Origin of the sequence: Streptomyces cyaneofuscatus (genome assembly GCF_033109485.1) — a bacterium.
GTDB lineage: Bacteria > Actinomycetota > Actinomycetes > Streptomycetales > Streptomycetaceae > Streptomyces > Streptomyces cyaneofuscatus.
In genome coordinates this window covers 6,104,565-6,126,713 of record NZ_CP137002.1, presented here as the reverse complement: position 1 = coordinate 6,126,713, position 22,149 = coordinate 6,104,565, and the positions used below count along the sequence as shown (strand labels likewise).

Annotated in this window: 18 protein-coding genes and 2 pseudogenes; 9 read left to right on the top strand and 11 right to left on the bottom strand. The window is 71.1% G+C overall.

Going from position 1 to position 22,149, the window contains the following annotated elements; genetic code table 11:
- Positions 1-21 precede the first annotated feature (21 nt).
- The 4 genes from R2B67_RS26965 to R2B67_RS26950 all read right to left on the bottom strand — a co-directional run bounded on the left by R2B67_RS26965 (position 22) and on the right by R2B67_RS26950 (position 6,323).
- The gene (locus tag R2B67_RS26965; RefSeq protein ID WP_317821672.1) at positions 22-879 is read right to left on the bottom strand and encodes an enoyl-CoA hydratase ChsH3; all 858 of its coding nucleotides are present in this window, start codon (positions 877-879) and stop codon (positions 22-24) included.
- A gap of 240 nt (positions 880-1,119) precedes the next feature.
- Positions 1,120-2,601 (bottom strand): MFS transporter, encoded by a 1,482-nt coding sequence (locus R2B67_RS26960; RefSeq protein WP_317821670.1) that lies wholly within the window; start codon positions 2,599-2,601, stop codon positions 1,120-1,122.
- 181 nt (positions 2,602-2,782) lie between these two features.
- Positions 2,783-3,973, bottom strand: coding sequence for a lipid-transfer protein (locus tag R2B67_RS26955; RefSeq protein ID WP_317821668.1), 1,191 nt, complete (start codon positions 3,971-3,973; stop codon positions 2,783-2,785).
- 25 nt (positions 3,974-3,998) lie between these two features.
- Entirely contained in the window at positions 3,999-6,323 is a 2,325-nt protein-coding gene (locus tag R2B67_RS26950) for an acyl-CoA dehydrogenase family protein (protein ID WP_317821667.1), read from the bottom strand.
- A 204-nt stretch (positions 6,324-6,527) separates the two neighbouring features.
- Between R2B67_RS26950 and R2B67_RS26945 the strand changes: the two genes are divergently transcribed.
- The 5 genes from R2B67_RS26945 (at position 6,528) to R2B67_RS26925 (ending at position 11,995) form a co-directional block, all read left to right on the top strand.
- A complete protein-coding gene (locus tag R2B67_RS26945; RefSeq protein ID WP_317821666.1) occupies positions 6,528-8,144 on the top strand; it encodes an MFS transporter in 1,617 nt (538 codons plus the stop codon).
- Positions 8,141-8,800, top strand: coding sequence for a class I SAM-dependent methyltransferase (locus R2B67_RS26940; RefSeq protein ID WP_317821664.1), 660 nt, complete (start codon positions 8,141-8,143; stop codon positions 8,798-8,800). The genes R2B67_RS26945 and R2B67_RS26940 overlap by 4 nt, the downstream gene beginning before the upstream one ends.
- A 93-nt stretch (positions 8,801-8,893) precedes the next feature.
- Positions 8,894-9,775: an N-acetylmuramoyl-L-alanine amidase gene (locus R2B67_RS26935; protein ID WP_317821663.1), complete on the top strand. Its 882-nt coding sequence runs from the start codon at positions 8,894-8,896 to the stop codon at positions 9,773-9,775.
- A 222-nt stretch (positions 9,776-9,997) separates the two neighbouring features.
- Positions 9,998-10,852 carry a hypothetical protein gene (locus R2B67_RS26930; RefSeq protein ID WP_317821662.1) on the top strand — a complete coding sequence of 285 codons (855 nt, stop codon included), beginning with the start codon at positions 9,998-10,000 and terminating at the stop codon, positions 10,850-10,852.
- A 132-nt stretch (positions 10,853-10,984) separates the two neighbouring features.
- On the top strand, positions 10,985-11,995 hold the full coding sequence (locus tag R2B67_RS26925) for an LLM class F420-dependent oxidoreductase (RefSeq protein ID WP_317821661.1): 1,011 nt from the start codon (positions 10,985-10,987) through the stop codon (positions 11,993-11,995).
- A gap of 19 nt (positions 11,996-12,014) precedes the next feature.
- Here R2B67_RS26925 and R2B67_RS26920 read toward each other — a convergent pair whose 3' ends face one another.
- Complete coding sequence (locus R2B67_RS26920; RefSeq protein ID WP_317821659.1) at positions 12,015-12,794, bottom strand: maleylpyruvate isomerase family mycothiol-dependent enzyme; 780 nt, start codon at positions 12,792-12,794, stop codon at positions 12,015-12,017.
- 83 nt (positions 12,795-12,877) lie between these two features.
- Positions 12,878-13,468: a hypothetical protein gene (locus R2B67_RS26915; protein WP_317821657.1), complete on the bottom strand. Its 591-nt coding sequence runs from the start codon at positions 13,466-13,468 to the stop codon at positions 12,878-12,880.
- Between the two features lie 140 nt (positions 13,469-13,608).
- Here R2B67_RS26915 and R2B67_RS26910 point away from each other — a divergent pair, with 140 nt between their 5' ends.
- Positions 13,609-13,902, top strand: a complete 294-nt coding sequence (locus R2B67_RS26910) for a hypothetical protein (RefSeq protein WP_015608233.1) — start codon at positions 13,609-13,611, stop codon at positions 13,900-13,902.
- 21 nt (positions 13,903-13,923) lie between these two features.
- On the opposite strand, the gene R2B67_RS26905 is transcribed toward R2B67_RS26910, so the two are convergent.
- The 3 genes from R2B67_RS26905 to R2B67_RS26895 all read right to left on the bottom strand — a co-directional run bounded on the left by R2B67_RS26905 (position 13,924) and on the right by R2B67_RS26895 (position 17,121).
- On the bottom strand, positions 13,924-14,997 hold the full coding sequence (locus R2B67_RS26905) for a prenyltransferase/squalene oxidase repeat-containing protein (protein WP_018511752.1): 1,074 nt from the start codon (positions 14,995-14,997) through the stop codon (positions 13,924-13,926).
- On the bottom strand, positions 14,994-15,725 hold the full coding sequence (locus R2B67_RS26900) for a class I SAM-dependent methyltransferase (RefSeq protein ID WP_018511751.1): 732 nt from the start codon (positions 15,723-15,725) through the stop codon (positions 14,994-14,996). The genes R2B67_RS26905 and R2B67_RS26900 overlap by 4 nt, the downstream gene beginning before the upstream one ends.
- 73 nt (positions 15,726-15,798) lie before the next feature.
- Positions 15,799-17,121 carry a glycosyltransferase family 4 protein gene (locus tag R2B67_RS26895; RefSeq protein WP_317821655.1) on the bottom strand — a complete coding sequence of 441 codons (1,323 nt, stop codon included), beginning with the start codon at positions 17,119-17,121 and terminating at the stop codon, positions 15,799-15,801.
- A gap of 239 nt (positions 17,122-17,360) precedes the next feature.
- Here R2B67_RS26895 and R2B67_RS26890 point away from each other — a divergent pair, with 239 nt between their 5' ends.
- Complete coding sequence (locus R2B67_RS26890; protein WP_317821653.1) at positions 17,361-18,002, top strand: TetR family transcriptional regulator; 642 nt, start codon at positions 17,361-17,363, stop codon at positions 18,000-18,002.
- 24 nt (positions 18,003-18,026) lie between these two features.
- Here R2B67_RS26890 and R2B67_RS26885 read toward each other — a convergent pair whose 3' ends face one another.
- Positions 18,027-18,257, bottom strand: a complete 231-nt coding sequence (locus R2B67_RS26885; RefSeq protein ID WP_317821652.1) for a hypothetical protein — start codon at positions 18,255-18,257, stop codon at positions 18,027-18,029.
- A gap of 1 nt (position 18,258) precedes the next feature.
- Positions 18,259-18,321, bottom strand: a pseudogene (locus tag R2B67_RS36070) (hypothetical protein); the annotation flags it as partial.
- 258 nt (positions 18,322-18,579) lie between these two features.
- On the opposite strand from R2B67_RS36070, the pseudogene R2B67_RS26880 reads away from it, so the two are divergent.
- Positions 18,580-21,156, top strand: a pseudogene (locus R2B67_RS26880) (RHS repeat-associated core domain-containing protein); the annotation flags it as partial.
- A gap of 484 nt (positions 21,157-21,640) precedes the next feature.
- Positions 21,641-22,147, top strand: coding sequence for a hypothetical protein (locus tag R2B67_RS26875; RefSeq protein ID WP_317821649.1), 507 nt, complete (start codon positions 21,641-21,643; stop codon positions 22,145-22,147).
- Positions 22,148-22,149: the final 2 nt, after the last annotated feature.

The window sequence follows — 22,149 nt, the reverse complement described above, 5'->3', positions numbered from 1 at the left end:
CCCTCGGAAGTGTCGGAGATGTCAGGAGTGTTCGACGAGCGTGTCCGCGAGGACCGGTGCGTCGTCCCGCTCGGCGGCGGTGACCGTCACCTGGACGCGGCCGTCCCCGGCCGCCCACATCCGGATGCGGAGGGTCTCGCCGGGGAAGACCACTCCGGCGAAACGGGTGCGGTAGGCGGTGATACGGGAGACATCACCGTCCAGCAGGGTGTCGGTGACGGCCTTGAGGGTCATGCCGTACGTGCACAGCCCGTGCAGGATCGGCCGGTCGAAGCCGGCCAGCTTGGCGAAGGCGGGGTCCGCGTGGAGCGGGTTCCAGTCCCCGGAGAGCCGGTAGAGCAGCGCCTGGTCCTCGCGGATCGGGCGTTCGACCGTGCGGTCCGGGTCGCGGTCCGGCGGGGGGAGGCGGTCGGACGGCCCGCGCTCTCCGCCGAAGCCGCCCTCCCCCCGTACGAAGATCTGGGCGTCGTTGGTCCAGAGCGGACCGTCCTCGTCGCTCGCCTCGGTACGCAGCACGATGACGGCGGCCTTGCCCTTGTCGTACACCGCCGCGACCTTCGAGGTCTGTTCGGCCCGGCCGGCCACGGGGATCGGCCGGTGCACGCGTACGGTCTGGCCGCCGTGCAGGACGGCGGCGAGGTCCACGTCGATGCCGGGCGCCCCCATCCCGCCGAACGCGGCCGTTCCGGCGCCGGCGACGGTGGCGAAGCTCGGCAGCACCTGGAGCCGGGACTCCAGGGTGTAGCGCAGCTCGTCGGGGTCGGTGGCGGGGATCCCCGCGCCGAGGCCCAGGTGGTAGAGCTGGACGTCCTTGTGGTTCCAGGCGATCTCGGCTCGGCGGGGGTCGGCGGCGAGGGCCGCTGGGGCATCGATGGGCATGGCGTAGCCGCTCCTTGACGGGGAGGCCGACGGGGAGACCGACGGTGGAGACCTCGGTGCGGCTGTCCGCACCGCCGACCGCACCGAGGCCGCGCGGGGACCGGCAGGACGCGCCGTTCTAGAACGCGTTCTAGCCGATGGCCCATGTATAACGCAGCCCCAGGAAGTTGGGAAGACCGCTGACGTCACGTCAGATGCGCTGCCCCCCGACGCGGTCGCTCAGACCCCGGACGCGGTTGTTCAGACCCGCTCCTGCGCCTTCACCTTCGCCGCCTGCTCCTGCCGTACGCGGGGCGTCCGGTGGTTCGGCAGCCACGCCAGCATCACCAGGACCCCGACCAGCAGCACCCCGCACGCCGTACGGAACGCCGTGGCGTACCCGGCGGTGACCTCGGCCGGGTCGACGGAGCCCGCCGTACGCGCGGCGGCGACCGTGGACAGCACCGCGAGGCCGAGGGCGCCGCCCATGGTGCGGGAGGTGTTGACCAGGCCGGAGACGAGTCCGGCGTCCCCGGCGGCCGCGCCGGAGGTGGCGAGGATGGCCAGCGGGGTGGAGGCGAGCCCGGCACCGGCCATCATCAGGACGCCGGGCAGGCAGATCGCGGTGAGGTAGGAGCCGTCGACGCCCATGGCGGACTGCCAGCCGAAGCCCGCGGCGGTGATCAGCACCCCGCCGACGGCGAGGCTCTTGGCCCCCGTACGCGCCATGATCCGGGGCGCGGCCTTGGAGCCGATGATGACGGCGGCCGAGGTCGGCATCAGGGCGAGCCCGGCCTGCAACGGCGAGTAGCCCAGCACGTTCTGGGCGTAGACGATCATGAAGTACCACATGGAGAAGGTCGCCGACCCCATCAGGAACATCGACACGTTGGCCGAGGAGACGGCCCGTACGCCGAACACCCGCAGCGGGATCAGCGGCACCGACGTCCGCGCCTCGACCAGGACGAACATGGCCAGCAGCACCGCTCCCGCCAGCAGCGGTACGAGGGTGGCGGCGGCCGTCCAGCCGACGGCCTCGGTCTGGACGATGCCGTACGCGACGGTGGCGAGGCCCGCGGTGACGAGGACGGCGCCCAGCAGGTCGATGCGGCGGCGGTCGCCTGCCCGGCCCTCGGTGATCCACAGGGCGGCGGCGACCAGGACGAGGGCGCCGACGGGCACGTTGATGAGGAGGACCCAGCGCCAGGAGAGGGCGTCGGTGAGGACCCCGCCGATGAGCCCGCCGGCCGCGCCACCGCCCGCGCCGACCGCCATCCAGGTCGCTATCGCCTTGGTCCGGGCGGGGCCCTCGGGGACGGCGGCGGTGAGGATGGTGAGCGTGGCGGGGGCGAGGACGGCGGCCCCGAGGCCCTGCGCTCCCCGGGCCGCGAGGAGCTGCCAGCCCTCCTGGGCGAGGCCGCCCGCGAGGGAGGCGGCGGTGAAGACGCCGAGCCCGACGAGGAACATCCGCTTCCGGCCGTAGATGTCGGCGGCCCGCCCGCCCAGCAGCATGAACCCGGCGAACGCGATCGAGTAGGCATTGACGACCCACTGGAGCGCGCTGTGGCTCAGCCCCAGGTCGGCGCGCATGGAGGGCAGCGCCACGTTGACCACGGACACGTCGAGGACGACGAGGAACTGGCCGGTGCAGGCGGCGAGCACGACGGCCCACGCGCCGGTGGGTATGCGGGAGCGGGAGGTACGGGTGGGCGCGGGTGCGGGGACGTCTGCCATGCCGGTCATGGTCGCAGGTAGTGGATGCCCCGTACATCGGGTATCGGTAGGAGATCCTGCGGCGGGGGCGTCCTAGGTCCGAAGTCCTGACTGCCGGTGTGGCCCCCTCACCCTCGCGGCACCGGCCTCCGGCCCCCGTCGGCGAACCCTCCGGGCCCCCACCGCCGCAGCACCGGCCTCCGGGTGTGCCTCACCGCCGCAGCAGCGTCACCACCGCCGCCCCGCCCAGCCCGATGTTGTGCGCGAGGCCGGTGCGGGCGCCCGGGACCTGGCGCGGGCCCGCCTCCCCGCGCAGCTGCCAGGTCAGCTCGGCGGCCTGGGCGATCCCGGTCGCGCCCAGCGGGTGCCCCTTGGAGATCAGCCCGCCCGACGGGTTCACCACCCACCGACCGCCGTAGGTGGTCGCCCCCGACTCCACGAGCTTGCCGGACTCCCCCTCGCCGCAGAGGCCGAGCGCCTCGTAGGTGAGGAGCTCGTTGATGGAGAAGCAGTCGTGCAGCTCGATCACGTCGAGATCGCCGGGGCCGAGGCCTGAGGCCGCGTACACCTGCTCGGCGGCGGCCCGGGACATCGGGGCGCCGACCGCGTCGATGCAGGTGCCGGAGGCGAAGGAGGCGTCGGTGTCGGTGGCCATGGCCTGGGCAGTAATCTCCACGGCCCGCTCCCCCAGGCCGTGCGCCTCGACGAACCGCTCGGAGACCACCACGGCCGCCGCCGCGCCGTCGGAGGTGGGTGAGCACTGGAGCTTGGTGAGGGGGTCGTGCACGGTACGGGCGGCGAGGATCTCCTCCACCGTGTACGGGTCCTGGAACTGGGCGTACGGGTTGTTCACCGAGTGCCGGTGGTTCTTGGCCCCGACCGCCGCGAGCTGCGCGGGCGTGGTCCCGTACCGCCGCATGTGCTCGCGGGCCGCGTTGCCGAAGATCTGCGCGGTGGGCGGGGACATCTCGAAGCCGTGGGCGGCGGCCATGATCCCGTAGTGCCGGGCGACGGGTGAGGCCGCGAAGTCCCCGCTGCCTTCGGTCCCACCGCCCAGTGAGCCCCGGGCCATCTTCTCGAAGCCGACGGCGAGGACGCAGTCGCCTGCGCCGCCCTCGACGAACTGCCGGGCCAGCATCAGGGCGGTGGATCCGGTGGCGCAGTTGTTGTTGACGTTGTAGACGGGGATGCCGGTCAGCCCCAGCTCGTAGACGGCCCGCTGCCCGGCGGTGGAGGCCTGGAAGCAGTAGCCGACGGGGACCTGCTCGACCTGGTCGTACCGGACCCCCGCGTCCTCCAGCGCGGCGGTGCCCGCCTCGCGGACCATGTCCCAGTACTGCCAGTCGCGGGTCTCCGGCTTCTCGAACTTCGTCATGCCGACGCCGACGATGTAGGCCTTCATCTGCCGTCCTGTCTGTTGGAGGGGCTCAGTCCCGGGGGAGGCCGAGGATCCGCTCGGCGACGACGTTCAGCTGGATCTGGGTGGTACCGCCCGCGATGGTCAGGCAGCGGGACATCAGGAAGCCGTGCAGGGCCCGCTCCCCCGCCTCCGGTTCGTCCACCGCGCCTGCCGGGCCGAGGAGTTCGAGGGTGAGCTCGGCGACCTTCTGCTGGTGGACGGTCTGGACGAGCTTGCGCACCGAGGCCCCGGCGCCCGGTTCGAGGCCGGAGACCTGCTGGAGGGTGGTGCGCAGCCCGATGCAGGCGAGGGCGTGGGCCTCGGCGGCGAGTGCGCCGATCCGGGTACGCGTTGTGTCGTCGAGCCCGGCCGAGCGCGCGATCAGGGCCTCAAGACCGCTGTCGAAGGTCATCTGGTCGGCCATGTGGACGCGTTCGTTGCCGAGCGTGTTGCGGGCGACCCGCCAGCCGCCGCCCACCTCGCCGACGACGGCGTCGGCGGGCAGGAGCACGTCGTCGAAGTACACCTCGTTGAAGAGGGCCTCGCCGGTGATCTCCTTCAGCGGCCGGATGTCGATGCCCCGGGCCCTCTTCATGTCGACCAGGAAGTAGGTGAGCCCCCGGTGCTTGGGCGCGTCCGGGTCGGTGCGGGCGAGCAGGATGCCGTGGTCGGCGGTGCGGGCGGCGCTCGTCCAGACCTTCTGCCCGGTGATCCGCCACCCCTCGGCGGTCCGTACGGCCCGGGTGCGCAGGGCGGCGAGATCCGACCCGGCCTCGGGCTCGGAGAAGAGCTGGCACCACTGGAGGTCGCCGCGCAGGGTGGCCGGCAGATAGCGCTCGCGCTGGGCCTCGGTGCCGTACGCGATGAGCGAGGGCACGACCCAGGTGGCGATGGAGAGGTCGCTGAGCCGGATGGACTGTTCGCTCAACTCCTGCTGGATCGCGAGCTGTTGTAAGGGTCCCGCGCCCAGCCCGTACGGGGCGGGGAGGTGCGGGGCGGCGTAGCCGGTGGCGGCGAGGGCGCGGCGGGCCTCGCGGGGTGCCAGGCCCCGGGCGGCGGCGAGGTGGGGGCGGGCGTCGGCGCGGTGGCGGGCGGCCTCGGCGGGGAGTTCCAGGGCGAGTTCGCGGCGGGCCCCGGCCTCGGCGAGGCGGGCGGCGCGCAGGTGGTGGGTGCCGGCGGCGCCGAGGAGCTGGCGGGCGAGGACGGCCCGGCGCAGCTGGAGGTGGGCGTCGTGCTCCCAGGTGAAGCCGATGCCGCCGAGGATCTGGATGGCGTCCTTGGCGCAGCTGTACGCGGCCTCCGGCGCGGTGGCGGCGGCGAGGGCGGCGGTGAGCCCGCGCGCCTCGCCGTCTCCTGACGTGTCAGCCTCCTCGTCGGCGGCGCGGGCCGCGTCCCAGGTCAGGGCGCGGGCCCGTTCGAGGCGGACGAGCATGTCGGCGCAGAGGTGCTTGACGGCCTGGAACGCCCCGATGGGCCGCCCGAACTGCTCGCGTACGCGGGCGTGTTCGGCGGCCGTGTCCAGGCTCCGGGCGGCGGTCCCGCAGGCGTCGGCGGCGAGGAGGACGGCGGCCAGGTCGCGGACGAGCGCGGAGTCGAGGGGCAGGGTCCGGTGCGCCGGTACGAGGACGGCGTCGGCCCGCACCTCCGCCGTCGGCCGGGTCGGGTCGACGCTGCGGTGCGGGCGCACGGTGAGCCCTTCGGCCCCGGCGTCCACGAGGAACCAGAGCACCTCGCCGGACGCGTCGGCGGCGGGCAGGAGCAGCAGGTCGGCCGCCTCGCCGGAGAGGACGGGCGGGGCGGCCCCGTCGAGGCGGTGGCCGCCCTCGCCCGGGGTGGCGGTGAGGGTGCCGGGGGTGAGGGCGAGGGCGGCGGTGCGCTCCCCGGCGGCGAGCCCCCGGACCAGATCCCGGACCAGATCCCGGAGCGGACCCCGGTCCAGGTCCCCGGTCCCGGCGGCGGGTCCCCGGAGCAGCCCCCCGCCCCCCGCACCCGTCGCTCGCCGCACCACCGCCCCCGTCAGCGCGGTCGCGAGGTACGGCCCCGGCAGCGACCCGTAGGCCGCCTCCTCCAGGACCACGGCGAGGTCCAGGAGACCGCCGCCCCCGCCCCCGTACTCCTCGGGCAGCTGGATCCCGGTCAGCCCCTGCCCGGCGAGCGCCTCCCAGTACGCGGGGCGCACCCCGCACGGGCCCGGGCTCCCCGCGTCCAGGAGCTTGCGCACCTCGCCGGGCGGGACGGCCCGCGCCAGCCACCCCCGTACGGAGTGCGCCAGCGCACGGTGCTCCTCGGTGATGCCGATACCTGTGCCGATCCCGACACCTGCGCCGATGCCGATACCTGTGCCGATGCCCATGCGAATCCTCGCCGGTCGCAGCCACTGGAACGGCGCAAGAGTAGAACACGTTTCACTTGGGCGGAAGGCCTGTCGGCAGAAGATCTGACGACACGTCAGGAGGTTGAGGGGCCCGAACCGGAATAGGGCCCGCCAGGGAAGCGTTCACCATGCACACACTTGGGGGGAGCCCGGGTGGTCGAGGCTGCCCGGGAGGCCCCACGGATGCGACGGACGAAACAGATACGGCACGCAGAGGACCTCCCCCGGCCGCCGAAAGCGCGCACCTCCCCCATCGTGCCCGTCCTCGCCTTCGCGGGGATCACCGTCGCGGTCATGCAGACCCTGCTCGTCCCGGTCATCAAGGACCTGCCGGTCCTGCTGAGCACCGACCCGGCCAACGCCACCTGGGTGATGACCGCGACCCTGCTGGCGGGCGCCGTCTCGACCCCGATCATGGGCCGGCTGGGCGACCTCTACGGCAAGCGCCGGATGCTGCTCGCCTCGCTCGCCGTCATGGTGATCGGCTCGCTGATCTGCGCGTCCACCGACGACCTGGTCGTGATGATCGTCGGGCGCGCGCTCCAGGGCTTCGCCATGGGCGCCATCCCGCTCGGCATCGGGATCATGCGCGACGAGCTGCCGCGCGAGAAGCTCGGCTCGGCGATGGCCCTGATGAGCTCGTCGATCGGGGTGGGCGGCGGACTCGCGCTGCCCGCCGCCGCGCTGGTCGCCCAGCACGCCGACTGGCACGCGCTCTTCCTCGGCTCGGCCGGGCTCGGCGTGCTCGCGATGGTGCTCACGTACGCACTCGTCCCCGAACCCCCGCTCCGCGCCCCCGGCACCTTCGACTTCGTCGGCGCCTTCGGCCTCTCGCTCGGCCTGGTCCTTCTGCTCCTGCCGATCACCAAGGGCGGCGACTGGGGCTGGGCCTCGGCCCCCACGCTCGGTCTGCTCGCCGCCTCCGTCACGGTTCTGGTGCTGTGGGGCCTGTTCGAACTGCGCACCCCCGCGCCCCTGGTCGACCTGCGCACCACCGCCCGCCGCGAGGTGCTGCTCACCAACCTCGCCTCGATCATGGTCGGGGTCGCCTTCTACGCGGTCTCCCTGGTCCTGCCGCAACTGCTCCAGCTCCCCACGTCCACCGGGTACGGCCTCGGGCAGTCCATGGTGGTCGCCGGGCTCTGCGTGGCCCCGCTGGGCGTGACGATGATGTTCGTCGCCCCGCTCTACGCCCGGATCTCGGCCCGTCGGGGCCCCAAGTCCACGCTGATGCTCGGGATGCTGATCATCGCGATCGGTTACGGGGCCGGGCTCGGGCTGCTCGGCGCCGCCTGGCAGACCGTGCTGATCGCGGTCGTCCTCGGCGCCGGGATCGGCCTCGCCTACTCCTCGCTGCCCGCCCTGATCATCGGCGCCGTCGACCCGTCGGAGACCGGCGCGGCCAACGGGCTCAACACCCTCATGCGGTCCATCGGTACGTCGGTGTCGAGCGCGGTCATCGGCATGGTGCTGGCCAACACCTCGGTGACGATGGGCTCGGCACAGGGCCCGGTGCAGGTGCCGTCGATGGAGGGGTTCCGGATCTCGTTCCTGATCGCCACGGGGGCCGTGCTGATCGGCCTGGTGCTGGCGGCGTTCCTGCCGTCGCAGCGCCCGTCGGGCCACCCGGTGCTGCTGGCGAGCAGCGCGGACGCCGGGCCCGCCCCGGTCGCCCCGGTCGCCCCGTACGCCCCGGTCGCCCCGGTGCGGGCGGCCCCCGCTGCGACGGCCGGCCGGACCGTACGGCACGATGGGGCGCCGTCGTCAGCAGAACCGCCCCCACCTGGAGGAACCCCGTGACCGCCGCCACCCCCTCCCCGTCCCCGTCCCCGGAGGTGGTCGCCGCCTTCGAGGGCGCCAAGGGCTTCATGCCGGTCCACGAAGGGCTCGCCCTGCACGCGGCCGCCACCGAGGCCGGGGCGCTCGGGCTGCCCCTGCTGGAGGTGGGCACGTACTGCGGGCGCTCCACGATCCTGCTGGCCGACGCGGCCCGGACGGCCGGGGTGGGCGCCCTCACCGTGGACCACCACCGGGGCAGCGAGGAGCAGCAGCCGGGCTGGGAGTACCACGACCCGAGCGTGGTGGACCCCGAGGTCGGGCTGATGGACACCCTCCCGACCTTTCGCCGCACCCTGCACCGGGCCGGTCTGGAGGAGCACGTGGTGGCGCTCGTCGGCCGCTCCCCGCAGGTCGCCGCGGTCTGGGCCGGGCCGCTGGGCCTCGTCTTCATCGACGGCGGGCACACCGACGAGCACGCGAACGGCGACTACGACGGCTGGGCCCCGCATGTCGCCGAGGGCGGCCTCCTGGTGATCCACGACGTGTTCCCCGACCCGGCCGACGGCGGGCAGGCCCCGTACCGGGTGTACCTGCGGGCGCTGGCCTCGGGGGCGTTCACCGAGGTGTCGGTGACGGACTCGCTGCGGGTGCTGCGGCGCACGGGCGCGGGGATCTGAGGCGTACCGGGGCACGGGGATCCGAGGCGCACCCGGGCACGGGTCCCTGAGGCGTACCCGGGCGCGTCACCCCCGTACGGATAGCATCGCCGCGTGCCGTACGACGACAGCGTTCCCCCCACCCGCCGCGCCCGCCCGCCAATCGCGGCCGCCGCGCTGGCCGCGCTCTGCCTGACGACGATCACCGGATGCGGCGGCTCCCCGGACACGGCGGACGGGGCGGGAGCGAAGGCCTCCACCTCCGCTTCGGCTTCCGCCTCGGCCGCTCCGGAGGCCTCCCCCACCGCCTCGCTCCCCCAAGGCCCGCTGACCGGCAGGACCGTGGTGATCGACCCGGGCCACAACCCGCGTAACCGCGAGCACACCAAGGAGATCAACGAGCAGGTCGACATCGGCACCGGCCGCAAGGAGTGCGACACCACCGGCACGTCCACGGACGACGGTTACGCGGAGGCCCGCTTCACCCTCGATGTGTCGCACCGGCTGCGGGAGTTGCTCCAGGCGCAGGGGGCCCGGGTCCTGCTGACGCACGACGACGACCGGCCGTTCGGGCCCTGCATCGACGAGCGGGCCCGGATCGGCAACGAGGCGAAGGCCGACGCGGTGGTCTCGGTGCACGCGGACGGCTCGGCGGTGGGCAACCGGGGCTTCCATGTGATCCTGCCGGCGGCGGTGAAGGGCGGCGGGGCGGACACCTCGAAGATCGTGAAGAGTTCGGCCGACCTCGGGGCCCGTATCGCCGGGCATTTCGTCCGCACGACCGGAAGCTCCCCCTCCAATTACATCGGCGGCGGCACCGGTCTGGACACCCGTGACGATCTCGGCGGACTGAATCTGTCGACCGTGCCCAAAGTCTTCGTGGAATGCGGCAATATGCGTGACCCGAAGGACGCGGCCCTGCTCACCGACGCGCGTTGGCGGCAGAAGGCGGCCCAGGGGATGGCGGACGGCATCGCCGCCCACCTGAAGGGGTAGGCCTGACCACCTGAAGGGGACGGCCCGCCCGGCGGGCAAGGGGTGGGTCTGCGGGGATATTGGGGGGATAACTGTTCAAGAACCGGGCACGGGCGCAACCCGCCCGGTCAGACGATAGATTCATCCGTACGATGGGGAGCCACCCCCGAGCTTCATGCCGTGCCCGCCGCAGAGGCGGCAGCGACGACCGCCCCGACGAGACGACCGACTAAGGACCTTCACGTGAATATCCGCTCCCTCACTCGAGGCGACGGCGTGGTGATCGGAGCAGCGGTCGTGCTGTTCATCGCCTCTTTCCTCGACCTCTCCGGCTACGACTGCCCCTCCGGCGTGGACTGCTCCCGGTTCAGCAGCCCGAACGCCTGGGACTCGCTCGGGCTCCTGATGAGCGTCTTCCTCGCCGGCATCATCGGCGCGGCGCTGGTGATCGTCGGCCGGCTGTCGCCCCGCAAGGTCGTGGGGCTCGACCTCGGCCAGTTCGGGACCGCGTTCACCGTGTTCGCGCTGTGGACCGCCTTCTGGACGATCATCGACGTCAGCGACGCCGGCGCCGGCCTGATCCTCGGCCTGCTGGGCACTCTCGTGCTCGCCGCGGCCACGGTCGCCGGCCCGCTGGTCCCCGCACTCAAGGCCCCGCTCGTCGGCGCCCCGAAGCCGCCGCAGGCCGTGCAGCCGCCGTACGGTGGCCAGCCGGGCCAGGGCTACGGCTACCCGGGCGCCCAGCAGCAGCCCTACGGCGCGCAGCCGAGCCAGGGGTACGGCTACCCGGGGGCGCAGACCGGTGGCCAGCAGGGTCAGCCGGGTCAGGCCGACCCGGCGCAGGCGCAGGCCTCCCAGGCCCAGCAGGCCGCCCCGCAGGGCGGCGCGGCTCCGGGGGGCGACTTCACCCCGTTCTGGTTCGCCGTTCCGGTGGCCCGCCCGCTGTACGGCGAGGACGGCGCACCGAACCCGATCGCCGAGCTGGCGCCGGGCACCTGGTACCTCGCGGTCGAGCAGCGCGGCCAGGGCCTCATCGCCCAGACGCAGGACGGCCGTCGCGGCGTGCTCCAGGACACGACGGGCATCCAGCGCGGCTGATCCCGCACGCGTGACACCTGCGGCCCCTCGCCCTTCCGGGCGGGGGGCCGCTGCCGTACAGTCCATGCCTCACACTGCCGAACTGACGGGCCGTCACTTACGGCCGGAGGCAACGGAACCGGAGGCAACGCCATGCGGCTCGGACTGGCACTCGGATACTGGGGCCGCGGCCCGGACCCCGGCCATCTCGCCCTCGCCCAGGAGGCGGAGCGGCTCGGCTACGACTCGGTGTGGACGGCGGAGGCGTGGGGCTCGGACGCCTTCACCCCGCTGACCTGGATCGCCGCCCACACCTCACGGATCCGGCTGGGTACGGGGATCGCGCAGATGGCGGCCCGTACGCCGACGGCGACGGCCATGCACGCGCTGACCCTGGACCACCTCTCGGGCGGCCGGCTGCTGCTCGGCCTCGGCCTGTCCGGGCCGCAGGTGGTGGAGGGCTGGTACGGGCGCCCCTTCCCCAGAAGCCCGCTGACCGCGACCCGCGAATATGTGGAGGTGATCCGCCAGGTGCTGGCCCGCGAGGCTCCGGTCGAGGTGGCGGGGAGCTTCCACTCCCTCCCGTACGCGGGCCCGGACGCGACCGGCCTCGGCAAACCGCTGAAGCCCATCACGCACCCGCTGCGGGCCTCGCTCCCGGTCCTGCTGGGCGCGGAGGGCCCGAAGAACATCGCCCAGACGGTCGAGATCGCGGACGGCTGGCTCCCCCTCTACTGGTCCCCGCACCGCACGGACGTGTACGCGGCCTCGCTCGCCGGACTCCGCGAGGGCTTCATGATCGCGCCGATGGCCCGCGCGCACGTCTGCGACGACGTGGCGGAGGGGCTGCTGCCGGTGAAGGCGATGCTCGGCTTCTACATCGGCGGGATGGGGCACGCGGCCCGCAACTTCCACGCGGATCTGATGGGGCGGATGGGGTTCGAGGAGGAGGCGCGACGCATCCAGCACCTCTTCCTCCAGGGCCGCAAGGAGGAGGCGATCCAGGCGGTCCCGGACGCCTTCGCCGACGAGATCTCCCTCGTCGGCCCGCGCGCCCGGATCGCGGAGAAGCTCGCGGAGTGGCGCAAGGGCCCGGTGACGGACCTGCTGGTCACCGCCCCGGACCCGCACACGCTGCGGGTCCTGGCGGAACTGAACAGCTAGAGGCCCTAGCCGTCCGGGCTCACCCGAACGACGACCGTTCCAGCCAGAAGTCCAGCAGCTCCGCGTCGCCGAGCACCTCGACCCGCTCGCTCGTCGGCGCCAGGCGGCGGTTGAAGACGAGCATCACGTCAGTGAGCGAACCGCGCAGGGCGACCGTCGCCTTCTCGTGGTCGTGCCGCCAGGTGAAGCGGTCCTCGCCGAACTCGATCAGCCACTCCGCCCCGGGCACGTCGGTGGCGTGCAGGTGCAACGAGCGTCCGCCGCCGCGCAGTTCGTCCGCCTCCGGGTCGCCGCCCTCCTGGGCGAAGGAGACGATCCGCAGCCACTCGTCGATGGTGTCGGCGGCCACCTCGGCGTCGACCGTGTACGGGACCCGCGCGGCGAGCGCCGCGTCCGCCCGGTGCACGGCCGTCTCGTGCGTCACGCGCCGCGCCCAGAACGCGGTACTCCGCTCCCACGCCCAGGTCCACACCTCGGTGTCCGGCCCGGCTTCCCGCAGCGCGGCGACGGTGGCGGCCGCGCCCTCGGCCAGCCAGGTGTCCAGCGCGGCCGGGTCGTCGCTCCCGGGCCCCTCGGCCCCCGGCACCTTCTCCTCCGGGACGTCCTCGGTGGCCCGCCCGCGCACGATCTCCCCGACCCAGCGGTGGGCGCTGCCGACATGCACGACGAGCTGCCGCAGGGTCCAGTCGGGACAGGAGGGGACGTTCACGGTGAGATCCGCACCCTTGAGGGTGGCGCGCAGGGCGTCGGTCTGCGCGAGGATCTCGTCGCAGTAACGGTCGTAAGAAAGAAGCGTCATGCCGGGACCCTAACCGGGCCACGGAAGTTGATCACCTGAATAACCGACCGCGCGTGAGCAGCTGCCAAGCAGCGGCTATCCGGCTATCCGGTCAGCTGCGAGGTCGAGGGGACCTTGTCCTTCACCTCGGCACCCGCGTCCTTCCCGGCGCTCTTGATGCTGTCGATGACGCTCTCGAACGCCCCGATGTCCCCCTCGCCCGCCTCACCGTTGCGGAGCTTGGTGGCCATCCCCTGGAGCGACTCGATCGCGGCCGTGAGCGGGGCGACGGCCTTCGACAGCAGCGGGTCGCCCTTGGCGTTCTCCGCGGCCGCCTTGAGCCGGTTGTACGCGAACCCGCCCGCCAGCCCCGCCTTGACGAGGGCGAAGGTGCGCCCGTCGGCCCCCTTCTTGAAGGTGCCCGCGCGGTACGGCTTCACGATCCACTGGTACGTCGCCCCGGCCGCGAGCCCGGCGTTGGCCACGAAGCGGGTCTTGGCCAGCCGCTGCTTCTCGGTGGAGGCGGACGGGCTGGCGGCGGAGGCGGACGCGGAGGCACTCGCCCCGGTGCTCACCCCCGTACCGGTCGCACTGCCGGAATCACCGGAGTCCCCGCACGCGGTGGCGGAGACCAGCACGACGCAGGCGAGCAGGAGCACCACCAGCGGCCGACGAAGCGGTACGGAACGGGTCACGGCGGCCTCCCGGCAGGGCGCGTCACGGGGAGTGACGGCCCTCGGCACTCCCGGCCGCCAGACTCGCCCGGCCCCGCACGGTCCGCCACCCGGTACCGCCATTCGGGTTTCACTGAGGGTAAAGCGGTAACCAGGGTTCCATGTCCTACAGAACCCGTTCTTCTGGCAGCAGTTCAGCGGCGAGGATCATCGCCGTCGTGGCCGACATCCTGGCCTTCATCATCATTCTCTGGATCCTGATGTACCTGCTGGACGCCAACCGGGGCAACGACTTCGTGCAGTGGGTGCACGACGCGGCCACCTGGCTGGCGGGCTGGTCGTACGACCTGTTCACGTTCGACGCGGCGTGGGCGCGGGTCGTGGCCGGTTACGGTCTCGCGGCCGTGGTCTACCTGTTCATCGGGCACGCCATAGCCGGCCGGATCCGCCGCTGATCCGGCCTCTCGACAACCGGGTCACCGGCAGCAGTCCGGCTCCAGGCCGGCCGGCAGCCGCTCCCCGGAGAAGACCGCGGTGGTCGCCTCGTCCCCCCCGAGTGCGGCCACCGCCAGCAGCAGGGAGCCCGCCGTCCAGGTGGTGAGCTCCTCCGGCCAGAAGGCCTTGTTGCCCTCGAAGACGTACCCGGTCCAGTAGAGCCCGCCCTCGGCGCGCAGGTGCTGGATCGACTGGAGGATCTCCAGGGCCCGGTCCGACTCCCCGGTCACCCAGAGGGCGAGGGCGAGTTCGCAGCTCTCGCCGCCGGTGACCCAGGGGTTGGGCAGGACGCAGCGCACCCCGAGGCCGGGCACGACGAAGCGGTCCCAGCCCTCCTGGATGCGGGCGGTGGCCTCGGCCCCGGTGACGGCGCCGCCGAGGACCGGGTAGTACCAGTCCATCGAGTAGCGGTTCTTGTCGAGGAAGCGCTCGGGGTGGTTGCGGATCGCGTGGGCCAGTGCCCCGGTCGCCAACTCCCAGTCGGGCTGCGGCTCTTCGCGCCGCTCCGCGATGGCGAGCGCACAGCGCAGCGCCTGGTGGACGGAGGACGAACCGGTCAGCAGCGCATCGTTCACCGCCGTCCCGTCCGCCTCCCGCTTCCAGCCGATCTGCCCGCCGGGCTGCTGGAGTCGGAGCACGAACTCGATCGCCGCGAAGACGGTCGGCCACATCCGGTCGACGAACGCGTCGTCCCCGGTGGCGAGATAGTGGTGCCAGACGCCAACGGCCACGTAGGCGCAGAAGTTGGTCTCGCGGCTGCGGTCGGTGGGCTGCTGCGGGTCGCCGTCGTGGTAGGCGGCGTACCAGGAGCCGTCGCCGTTCTGGTGGCGGGCCAGCCAGTCGTAGGCGCGCTCGGCCGCCTCGTGCTCGCCTGCCGCGTCCAGCGCCATCGCGGCCTCGGTGTGGTCCCACGGGTCGAGGTGGTGGCCCCGGAACCAGGGCAGCGCCCCGTCCTCGCGCTGTACGGCGAGGAGGGCCGCGACGGTCTCCGCCGCCTCGGCGGCGGTCAGGACCCCGGGCAGGACCAGGTGCTCGGTCTGTTCGGGAGTGCTCACGCCTGCGCCTTCGGAAGGTGCGGCTTGGTGGCGTACGCGACGAAGCTCTTGCCGACGACCGGGTTGAGCAGCTGCTCGGCGACCCGGGTGGCGAGCGGCTTCTTCATGATGTCCCAGACCAGCAGCTTGTGGTACGCCCGCACCGGCAGCGCACGGTCGTTGTCGACGCCGAAGGCGCACTTCAGCCACCAGTACGGCGAGTGCAGGGCGTGGGCGTGGTGGGTGCCGTACGGCTTCAGCCCGGCCTCGCGGATGCGGGCGAGGAGCTGGTCGGCCTTGTAGATGCGGATGTGGCCGCCCTCGACCTCGTGGTAGGCGTCGGAGAGGGTCCAGCAGATCTTCTCGGGGCCGTAGCGCGGGACGGTGATGGCGATGCGGCCGCCCGGCTTGAGGACCCGGACCATCTCGGCGAGGACGCCCTTGTCGTCCGGGATGTGCTCCATGACCTCGGAGATGATCACGACGTCGAAGGAGTCGTCGGGGAAGGGCAGGTTGAGGGCGTCGCCCTCCATCGCGGTGGCGGTGGCGCCCTCGGGGGCCTCCCCGGCCTCCTTCATCGCGGCGAACCACTTGGCGACCTCGCGGATCTCCTCGCCGTTCTGGTCGAGGGCGACGACCTGTGCGCCGCGCCGGTAACACTCGAAGGCATGCCGGCCGGCACCGCAGCCCAGGTCGAGCACTCGGTCGCCTGCGGCGAGCGGGAAGCGGGTGAAGTCGACGGTCAGCACGAGGGCCTGCCTTCGAGGTCGGAGGTACGGGTTCAGAGAAGCGGGTTACGGCAGCCGGTGAACGGGATCGCCGTCACCTGCGGGCCGCTGCTTGACGGACGGCGATCGCCTGACGGTACAGCTCGGCCGTTCCGGCGGCCGCCCGGGCCCAGGTGAAGTTGGCCAGTACCCGCTCACGGCCCGCCGCGCCGAGCCGGGCGCGCAGCTCCGGGTCGGCCAGCAGCCGGGCGAGCGCCCCGGCCAGCGCGTCCGCGTCGCCGGGGGCCACGGCGAGGCAGGTCTCCCCGTCGCGGCCGGAGACCTCGGGGATCGCGCCGCCGGTGGTGGCGACGAGCGGTGTGCCGGTGGCCATGGCCTCGGCGGCGGGCAGCGAGAACCCCTCGTACAGCGACGGCACACAGGAGACCTGGGCGCTGCGCACGAGGTCGACCAGCTCGGCGTCGCTGATGCCCTTGACGAACTCGACCGCGTCCGCCAGCCCGTGCCGCTCGATGGCCCGGGCGACGGGCCCGTCCTCGGCGCGCTTGCCGACGACGACGAGGTGGGCGGCGGGGTTCTCCGTACGGAGCTTGGCGAGCGCGTCGACGAGGTGGACGAGGCCCTTGAGCGGGACGTCGGCACTGGAGGTGGTGACGATGCGGCCCGGTACCTCGGCAACGGAGGGGTCGGGCGACCAGAGGTCGGTGTCGGCGCCGATGTGGACGACGCTGATCCGGTCCGCCCGTACGCCCAGGTCCTCGACGATCTCGGCACGGGAGGAGCCGGAGACGGTGAGGACGGTGTCCAGCTTGCGGGCGACGCGCTTCTGCATCCGGGTGAAGGCGTACCAGCGGCGTATGGAGGCGCGCCGGCGGCGGCTGGTGGCGGCCGCCAGGTCGAGCCTGCGGTCCACGGTGATGGGGTGGTGGATCGTCGTCACGAGCGGGGCCCCGAGGTCGCCGAGGAGCCCGTAACCGAGGGTCTGATTGTCGTGGACGACGTCGAACTCGCCGCGCCGGGCCAGGAGATGGCGGCGGGCGCGGAGGCTGAAGGTGAGCGGTTCGGGGAAGCCGCCGGTCCACATGGTGGCGACCTCGGCGAGGTCGACCCAGTCCCGGTACTCGCCCCACTTCGGCGTACGGAACGGATCGGGCTGCCGGTACAGATCCAGGCTGGGGAGCTCGGTGAGCGGAACGCCCTCGTCGAGCACGGGGTAGGGCTGGGCGCCGATGACCTCGACGCTGTGCCCCAGCCGCGCGAGCTCACGCCCGAGGTGGCGTACGTAGACACCCTGGCCGCCGCAGAACGGGTTGCCCTTGTACGTGAGGAGCGCGATGCGCAGCGGCCGGTCACCGGCCCCGGCGGAGGTGCTGCTGTCGCCCGTGCGGGGGCCCGTCTCTATGGCCTCAGCGGTCACACTCGGCCCCCTTCTGACTGCGTGTTCGCCGGAGCGTAACCGGTAGCGCTAATCTAGAACAAGTTTCAGACTTGATCGTTCGACGTGCATCGAATCTACCGGCAGGTAGCGACGGTGTGAGGCCCGGATCAGGTGATTCGCGCCACGACGGAGGCCCTGGCATGCTGTGCGCGCCCGGACGCGTTCGCTTCGTCCGCCCGGGTGCGGGACCAACGCCATGGATCGTGAACGGGGACAGCATGACCGCGGACGCCAGACCGGGAGCGCAGCCACCCACGGACCGCGCAACGCCTCCGCTCACCGAGCGGCAGGAGGCCCGCCGCCGCCGCATCCTGCACGCCAGCGCCCAGCTCGCCAGCCGCGGCGGGTTCGAGGCGGTGCAGATGCGCGAGGTGGCGGAGGCGGCCGGGGTCGCCCTGGGCACCCTCTACCGCTACTTCCCCTCCAAGATCCACCTGCTGGTCGCCACCATGCAGGACCAGCTCCAGCACATGCACTCCACACTCCGCAAACGCCCCCCGGCCGGCGACGACGCGGCCCAACGGGTGGCCGAGACCCTGATGCGAGCCTTCCGCGCCCTCCAGCGCGAACCCCACCTGGCGGACGCCATGGTCCGCGCCCTCACCTTCGCGGACCGCAGCGTGAGCCCGGAGGTGGACACGGTCTCCCGCCTCACGACGGCGATCATCCTGGACGCGATGGGCCTGGAACACCCGACGCCGGAGCAGCTCTCGGCGGTCCGGGTGATCGAGCACACCTGGCACTCGGCGCTGATCACCTGGCTGTCGGGCCGGGCGTCGATCGCCCAGGTCAAGATCGACATCGAGACGGTCTGCCGCCTGATCGACCTGACGGCGGAGCCGGGTCCCGGGCGGAGCTGACGGCCCTCGCCCGGACGCCGCGGTTCAGGGGGTCGGCGGCGCGGCCGGATAGCACTGCTGCCGGGGCCCGACCGGGGCGAGGCTGACGCAGACGCGCAGGGCGTCCGGGCTGTCCGTGGCGACCATGGGCGTGTGGAGGCGGATCCCGGTCGCGTACTTGTCCGGCACGGTGAGTGTCTGCGGCTCCCCGCCCGCCACGGAGACGGTGAAGACGTCCCCGATGCGCTGCCCCCCAGACCCGCGCCCAGCCCGCACCGCACCCGGCTTCGTACCGCAGGTCGACCCGGAGGCCGGGGGCGAGCCGGTGGGTGCTGACCATGTCGGGGTGCATGCCGCAACGGGTGGCGATGACGTCCCGGCCCGTACACCGCTGGCCGTGACAGGCGAACTCGGGCTCGGAGGAGCCGGGACATCGGCATCGGCACGCTCCGACCGCCAGGGGCCGGCCATGACGAGCCAGGCGGCGCAGAGGAGGGCGGCGGCGAGAACCGCGCCGGTGCGCCCGTGGCGGCGAGCGGGAGCGGGACGCGGGTCGAGCGGCTCGGGTGGCGAGGATTCTTCACGTACCGATACGGGCCATTTGGCAGGCGCCGCACCGGACGGAACCGACCAGGAAATCCTGCGCTACGGCTACACGGACGGCCACCTCACAGCGGTCACCAACTCTTCCGGCCGGCCTCTCCGCTTCGACTGCGACGACCTGGGCCGCATCACCGCGTGGACGGACACCAACGGCAGCCGGTACGAGTACGTGTACGACGACCTGGACCGCTGCGTCTATCAGTCCGGTACGAACGGCCATCTCGAGGCCCGCTTCACCTGGGACGACACGGACCCTGAAACGGGCATGCGTATGACGTCCATGACTGACGCACTGGGCCACACCAAACGTTTCGTGATCAACGAACGCGCTCAGGTCGTGGCGGAGATCAACCCGTTGAGGGCAGTCACACGCTTCGAACGCGACCCCTACCACCGACTGCTCACAGTCACCGACCCGCTGGGGCACGTCAGCCGGTCGACGTACGATGCGCGGGGCCGTCTTGTCTCTGTCGTCCGACCGGATGGGCAGGAGGCTACCGCTGACTACAACGATCTCGGCCTGCCGGTTCGTATCACCAACCCGGACAGAACGGTGATCCGCCAGCAGTACGACGATCGGGGCAACCGGGTCGCGATCATCGACGCATCGGGCGCTGTTACGCGCACGACGTACAACACAGCGGGACATCCAACCTCTGTTACAGACCCGCTGAACAACACGACCCGCATCCGCAGCAACGCGGCCGGATTGCCCTCGGAGATCACCGATCCGCTCGGTGCCACCACGCGCATCGAACGGGACGGGTTCGGCCGTCCCGTGGTCCTGACGGACCCGCTCGGCGCGATCACCCGTCTCGCATGGAGTCCCGAGGGCAAACTCGTCGAACGCACGGACGCGGACGGCAGTATCCAGTCCTGGACCTACGACGGCGAGGGAAACTGCCTGGCACACACCGATGCCATGGGTTCAGTCTCCCGCTTCGAGTACACACACTTCGACCTCATGGCAGCCCGTACCGGCCCCGACGGGGTGCGGTACGAGTTCACCCACGACCACGAACTTCGCCTTACCCAGGTCCTCAACCCTCAGGGCCTGACGTGGAATTACGCCTACGATCCGGCCGGTCATCTGATATCCGAGACCGACTTCGATGACCGCACGCTCAGTTACGCACGCAATGCGGCCGGTCGGCTCACCGCCCGCACGGACGCCCTCGGTCAGGTCACCCGCTACGAGCACGACGAGATGGGCCGCATCGTCCGCAAGGACGCGGCAGGTTCCGTGAGTACTTTCGCCTATGACCTCACTGGTCAACTCGCCGAGGCAGTCACCGCGGACGCGACCGTCACGTGGCTCCGCGACCAGTACGGCCGCCTCAAGTCCGAGACAGTGAACGGCCGGACCACCTCGTACACCTATGACGCACTAGGCCGCCGCACCCGCCGTATCACCCCAAGCGGGGCCACCAGCACATGGACCTACGACACGGCGGGACGTCAGACCTCTCTCACCACGGCGGGTCGTACCCTGACCTTCGAACACGACGCGGCGGGCCAGGAAGTCGCCCGTCACCTGGGCGATCACGTCACCATTGCTTCGTTGCTCGACCCCATGGGACGCCTCACCGCGCAACAGGTGACAGCGGCAGGCCGCAGTATGCAGTCCCGCGACTATACCTACCGCGCAGACGGCCACCTCATCGGGCTCACCGACCAGCTCGCCGGCGCGAAGTCCTTCAAACTCGACGCAGCAGGCCGGGTCATCGCGGTCAACGCCTCGAATTGGACGGAACGCTACGCCTACGACGCAACCGGCAACCAGACGGAAGCCTCCTGGCCCGACTCTCATCCCGGGCAGGAAGCGACAGGCACCCGCGACTACTCAGGCACAGCGATTACCCGTGCCGGCAGCATCCGCTACGAACACGACGCCTTGGGCCGCATCACCCTCCGCCAGAAATCCCGCCTTTCAAGGAGGCCGGAAACCTGGCGATACGAGTGGGATGCTGAGAACCGCATGAGTTCGGCGAAAGCGCCGGACGGATCCGCATGGCAGTACAGATACGACGCTCTTGGGCGCCGTATCACCAAACAGCACCTGTCACCTGACGGGCACACAGTCGTAGAGGAAACGACCTTCACCTGGGACGGGATCACGCTGTGCGAACAGTCGACCGAAGTTCAGGCTACTCAAGATTCCATTAGTCTCACCTGGAATCATAACGGGCTGCGACCGATCACTCAATCAGAGCAGATCATCAGCACCGCCACACCGCAGAAGGTGATTGATGAGCGATTTTTCCTCATCGTCACCGAAAGCAATGGCTCGGTCCTGGATCTCGTAGACGAATCAGGAAAATCATCTTGGTCCACACGCAGCACTCTATGGGGAGTGACTGCCTGGTCCAGAAAGAGCACGGCATATACCCCACTCCGGTTCCCCGGTCAGCAGTTCGACGTCGAAACTGGACTGAACTACAATCTTCACCGGTACTATGAGGCGGGAAATTCCCGCTATCTCACCCCGGACCCACTCGGGCTTGACCCTGCCCGCAACCCCAACTCTTATGTACCAAATCCACACCGAGAAATTGATCCGCTCGGACTGTCAGCGTACAAGGTGCTTTACCATGGGACACGGGAATGGAAAGGAGAAGAGTTCTCCCTCGATCCCAAAATCAGCGAAAAGCGAGAGTACACACCGAACGCGGGAATATATTTGACAGATGACTTCACGCGCGCAGCCACGCAGTACGCTGGGCCGAGCGGAACAATCGTGCGCGTAGAGGTTCCGGCCGAAAAGGCAGCCTCTTGGCTGAGGCTTCACGAAGGGCCTGCAGGAAACCTTCCGGAGTACTTCGTAAATAATCTCGAAGATCTAGAAGTACTGAACAGGAAACTCACTGCCCTGCCACAGCAGGAAGCGATAGCGCAGCATTTCATGGGAATATTCTAAGCTTTGAGGGGTAATGAACCAACATTTCGGAATCTCGGAAGAATCACTGGGGCGAGAGATCTTCGGACCCCTGGGAGGAATCGTAGAGCTAGGAACAGTTGCTGATTCTCACCCAGAGCGACCGTGGGAAATTGCATCAGTGACCGATTTCGTCACCCGACATCAAGAAGAAATCGACCAGGCACTCTCGGCAATTCAGAGAATTGGAAAATTCAGCGCGGCCACGATGGCAATCGTAGGTGAGCTGGGCTGGCATCAGAGCCACGAGATTACGGCCCCATCGCTGCTCCTGTGGTCAGGAGGGATCGAAGAATTCTCGCCACAGCTGGGTGAGCCCCATTCCCTTCAGAGAATGGTACGAACCGGCGGCGACCTGCAGATGACACATTTGCTCCACGCTCTGGTGGGTGCAGCTGTATCCCGGCAACAACCCGCAGCGGTCACGTCCAGGACGATCATCCATGCTCTGATGAACGCGGCAGTACTCCTGGGGAAGGATGCCAATGATGCCGCATACTCCACCTACCGCATGTGGCGCGTTGCGTTTCTCCCTGGAATCCTCATGCCGTCTGCTCCGTCACCCTCGGAAGCGAAGGCTCGGTACCGAGAATTCGCGCACCGGCTTGAGGGATACTTCATCTCCTGAGT

Excerpts from the sequence above, each read along its gene's own strand:
- R2B67_RS26925 (WP_317821661.1), top strand. The coding sequence starts at position 10,985 with ATGCGGCTCGGACTGGCACTCGGATACTGGGGCCGCGGCCCGGACCCC.
- R2B67_RS26920 (WP_317821659.1), bottom strand. The coding sequence starts at position 12,794 with ATGACGCTTCTTTCTTACGACCGTTACTGCGACGAGATCCTCGCGCAG.
- R2B67_RS26910 (WP_015608233.1), top strand. The coding sequence starts at position 13,609 with ATGTCCTACAGAACCCGTTCTTCTGGCAGCAGTTCAGCGGCGAGGATC.
- R2B67_RS26960 (WP_317821670.1), bottom strand. The coding sequence starts at position 2,601 with ATGACCGGCATGGCAGACGTCCCCGCACCCGCGCCCACCCGTACCTCC.
- R2B67_RS26945 (WP_317821666.1), top strand. The coding sequence starts at position 6,528 with ATGCGACGGACGAAACAGATACGGCACGCAGAGGACCTCCCCCGGCCG.
- R2B67_RS26955 (WP_317821668.1), bottom strand. The coding sequence starts at position 3,973 with ATGAAGGCCTACATCGTCGGCGTCGGCATGACGAAGTTCGAGAAGCCG.
- R2B67_RS26965 (WP_317821672.1), bottom strand. The coding sequence starts at position 879 with ATGCCCATCGATGCCCCAGCGGCCCTCGCCGCCGACCCCCGCCGAGCC.
- R2B67_RS26890 (WP_317821653.1), top strand. The coding sequence starts at position 17,361 with ATGACCGCGGACGCCAGACCGGGAGCGCAGCCACCCACGGACCGCGCA.
- R2B67_RS26950 (WP_317821667.1), bottom strand. The coding sequence starts at position 6,323 with ATGGGCATCGGCACAGGTATCGGCATCGGCGCAGGTGTCGGGATCGGC.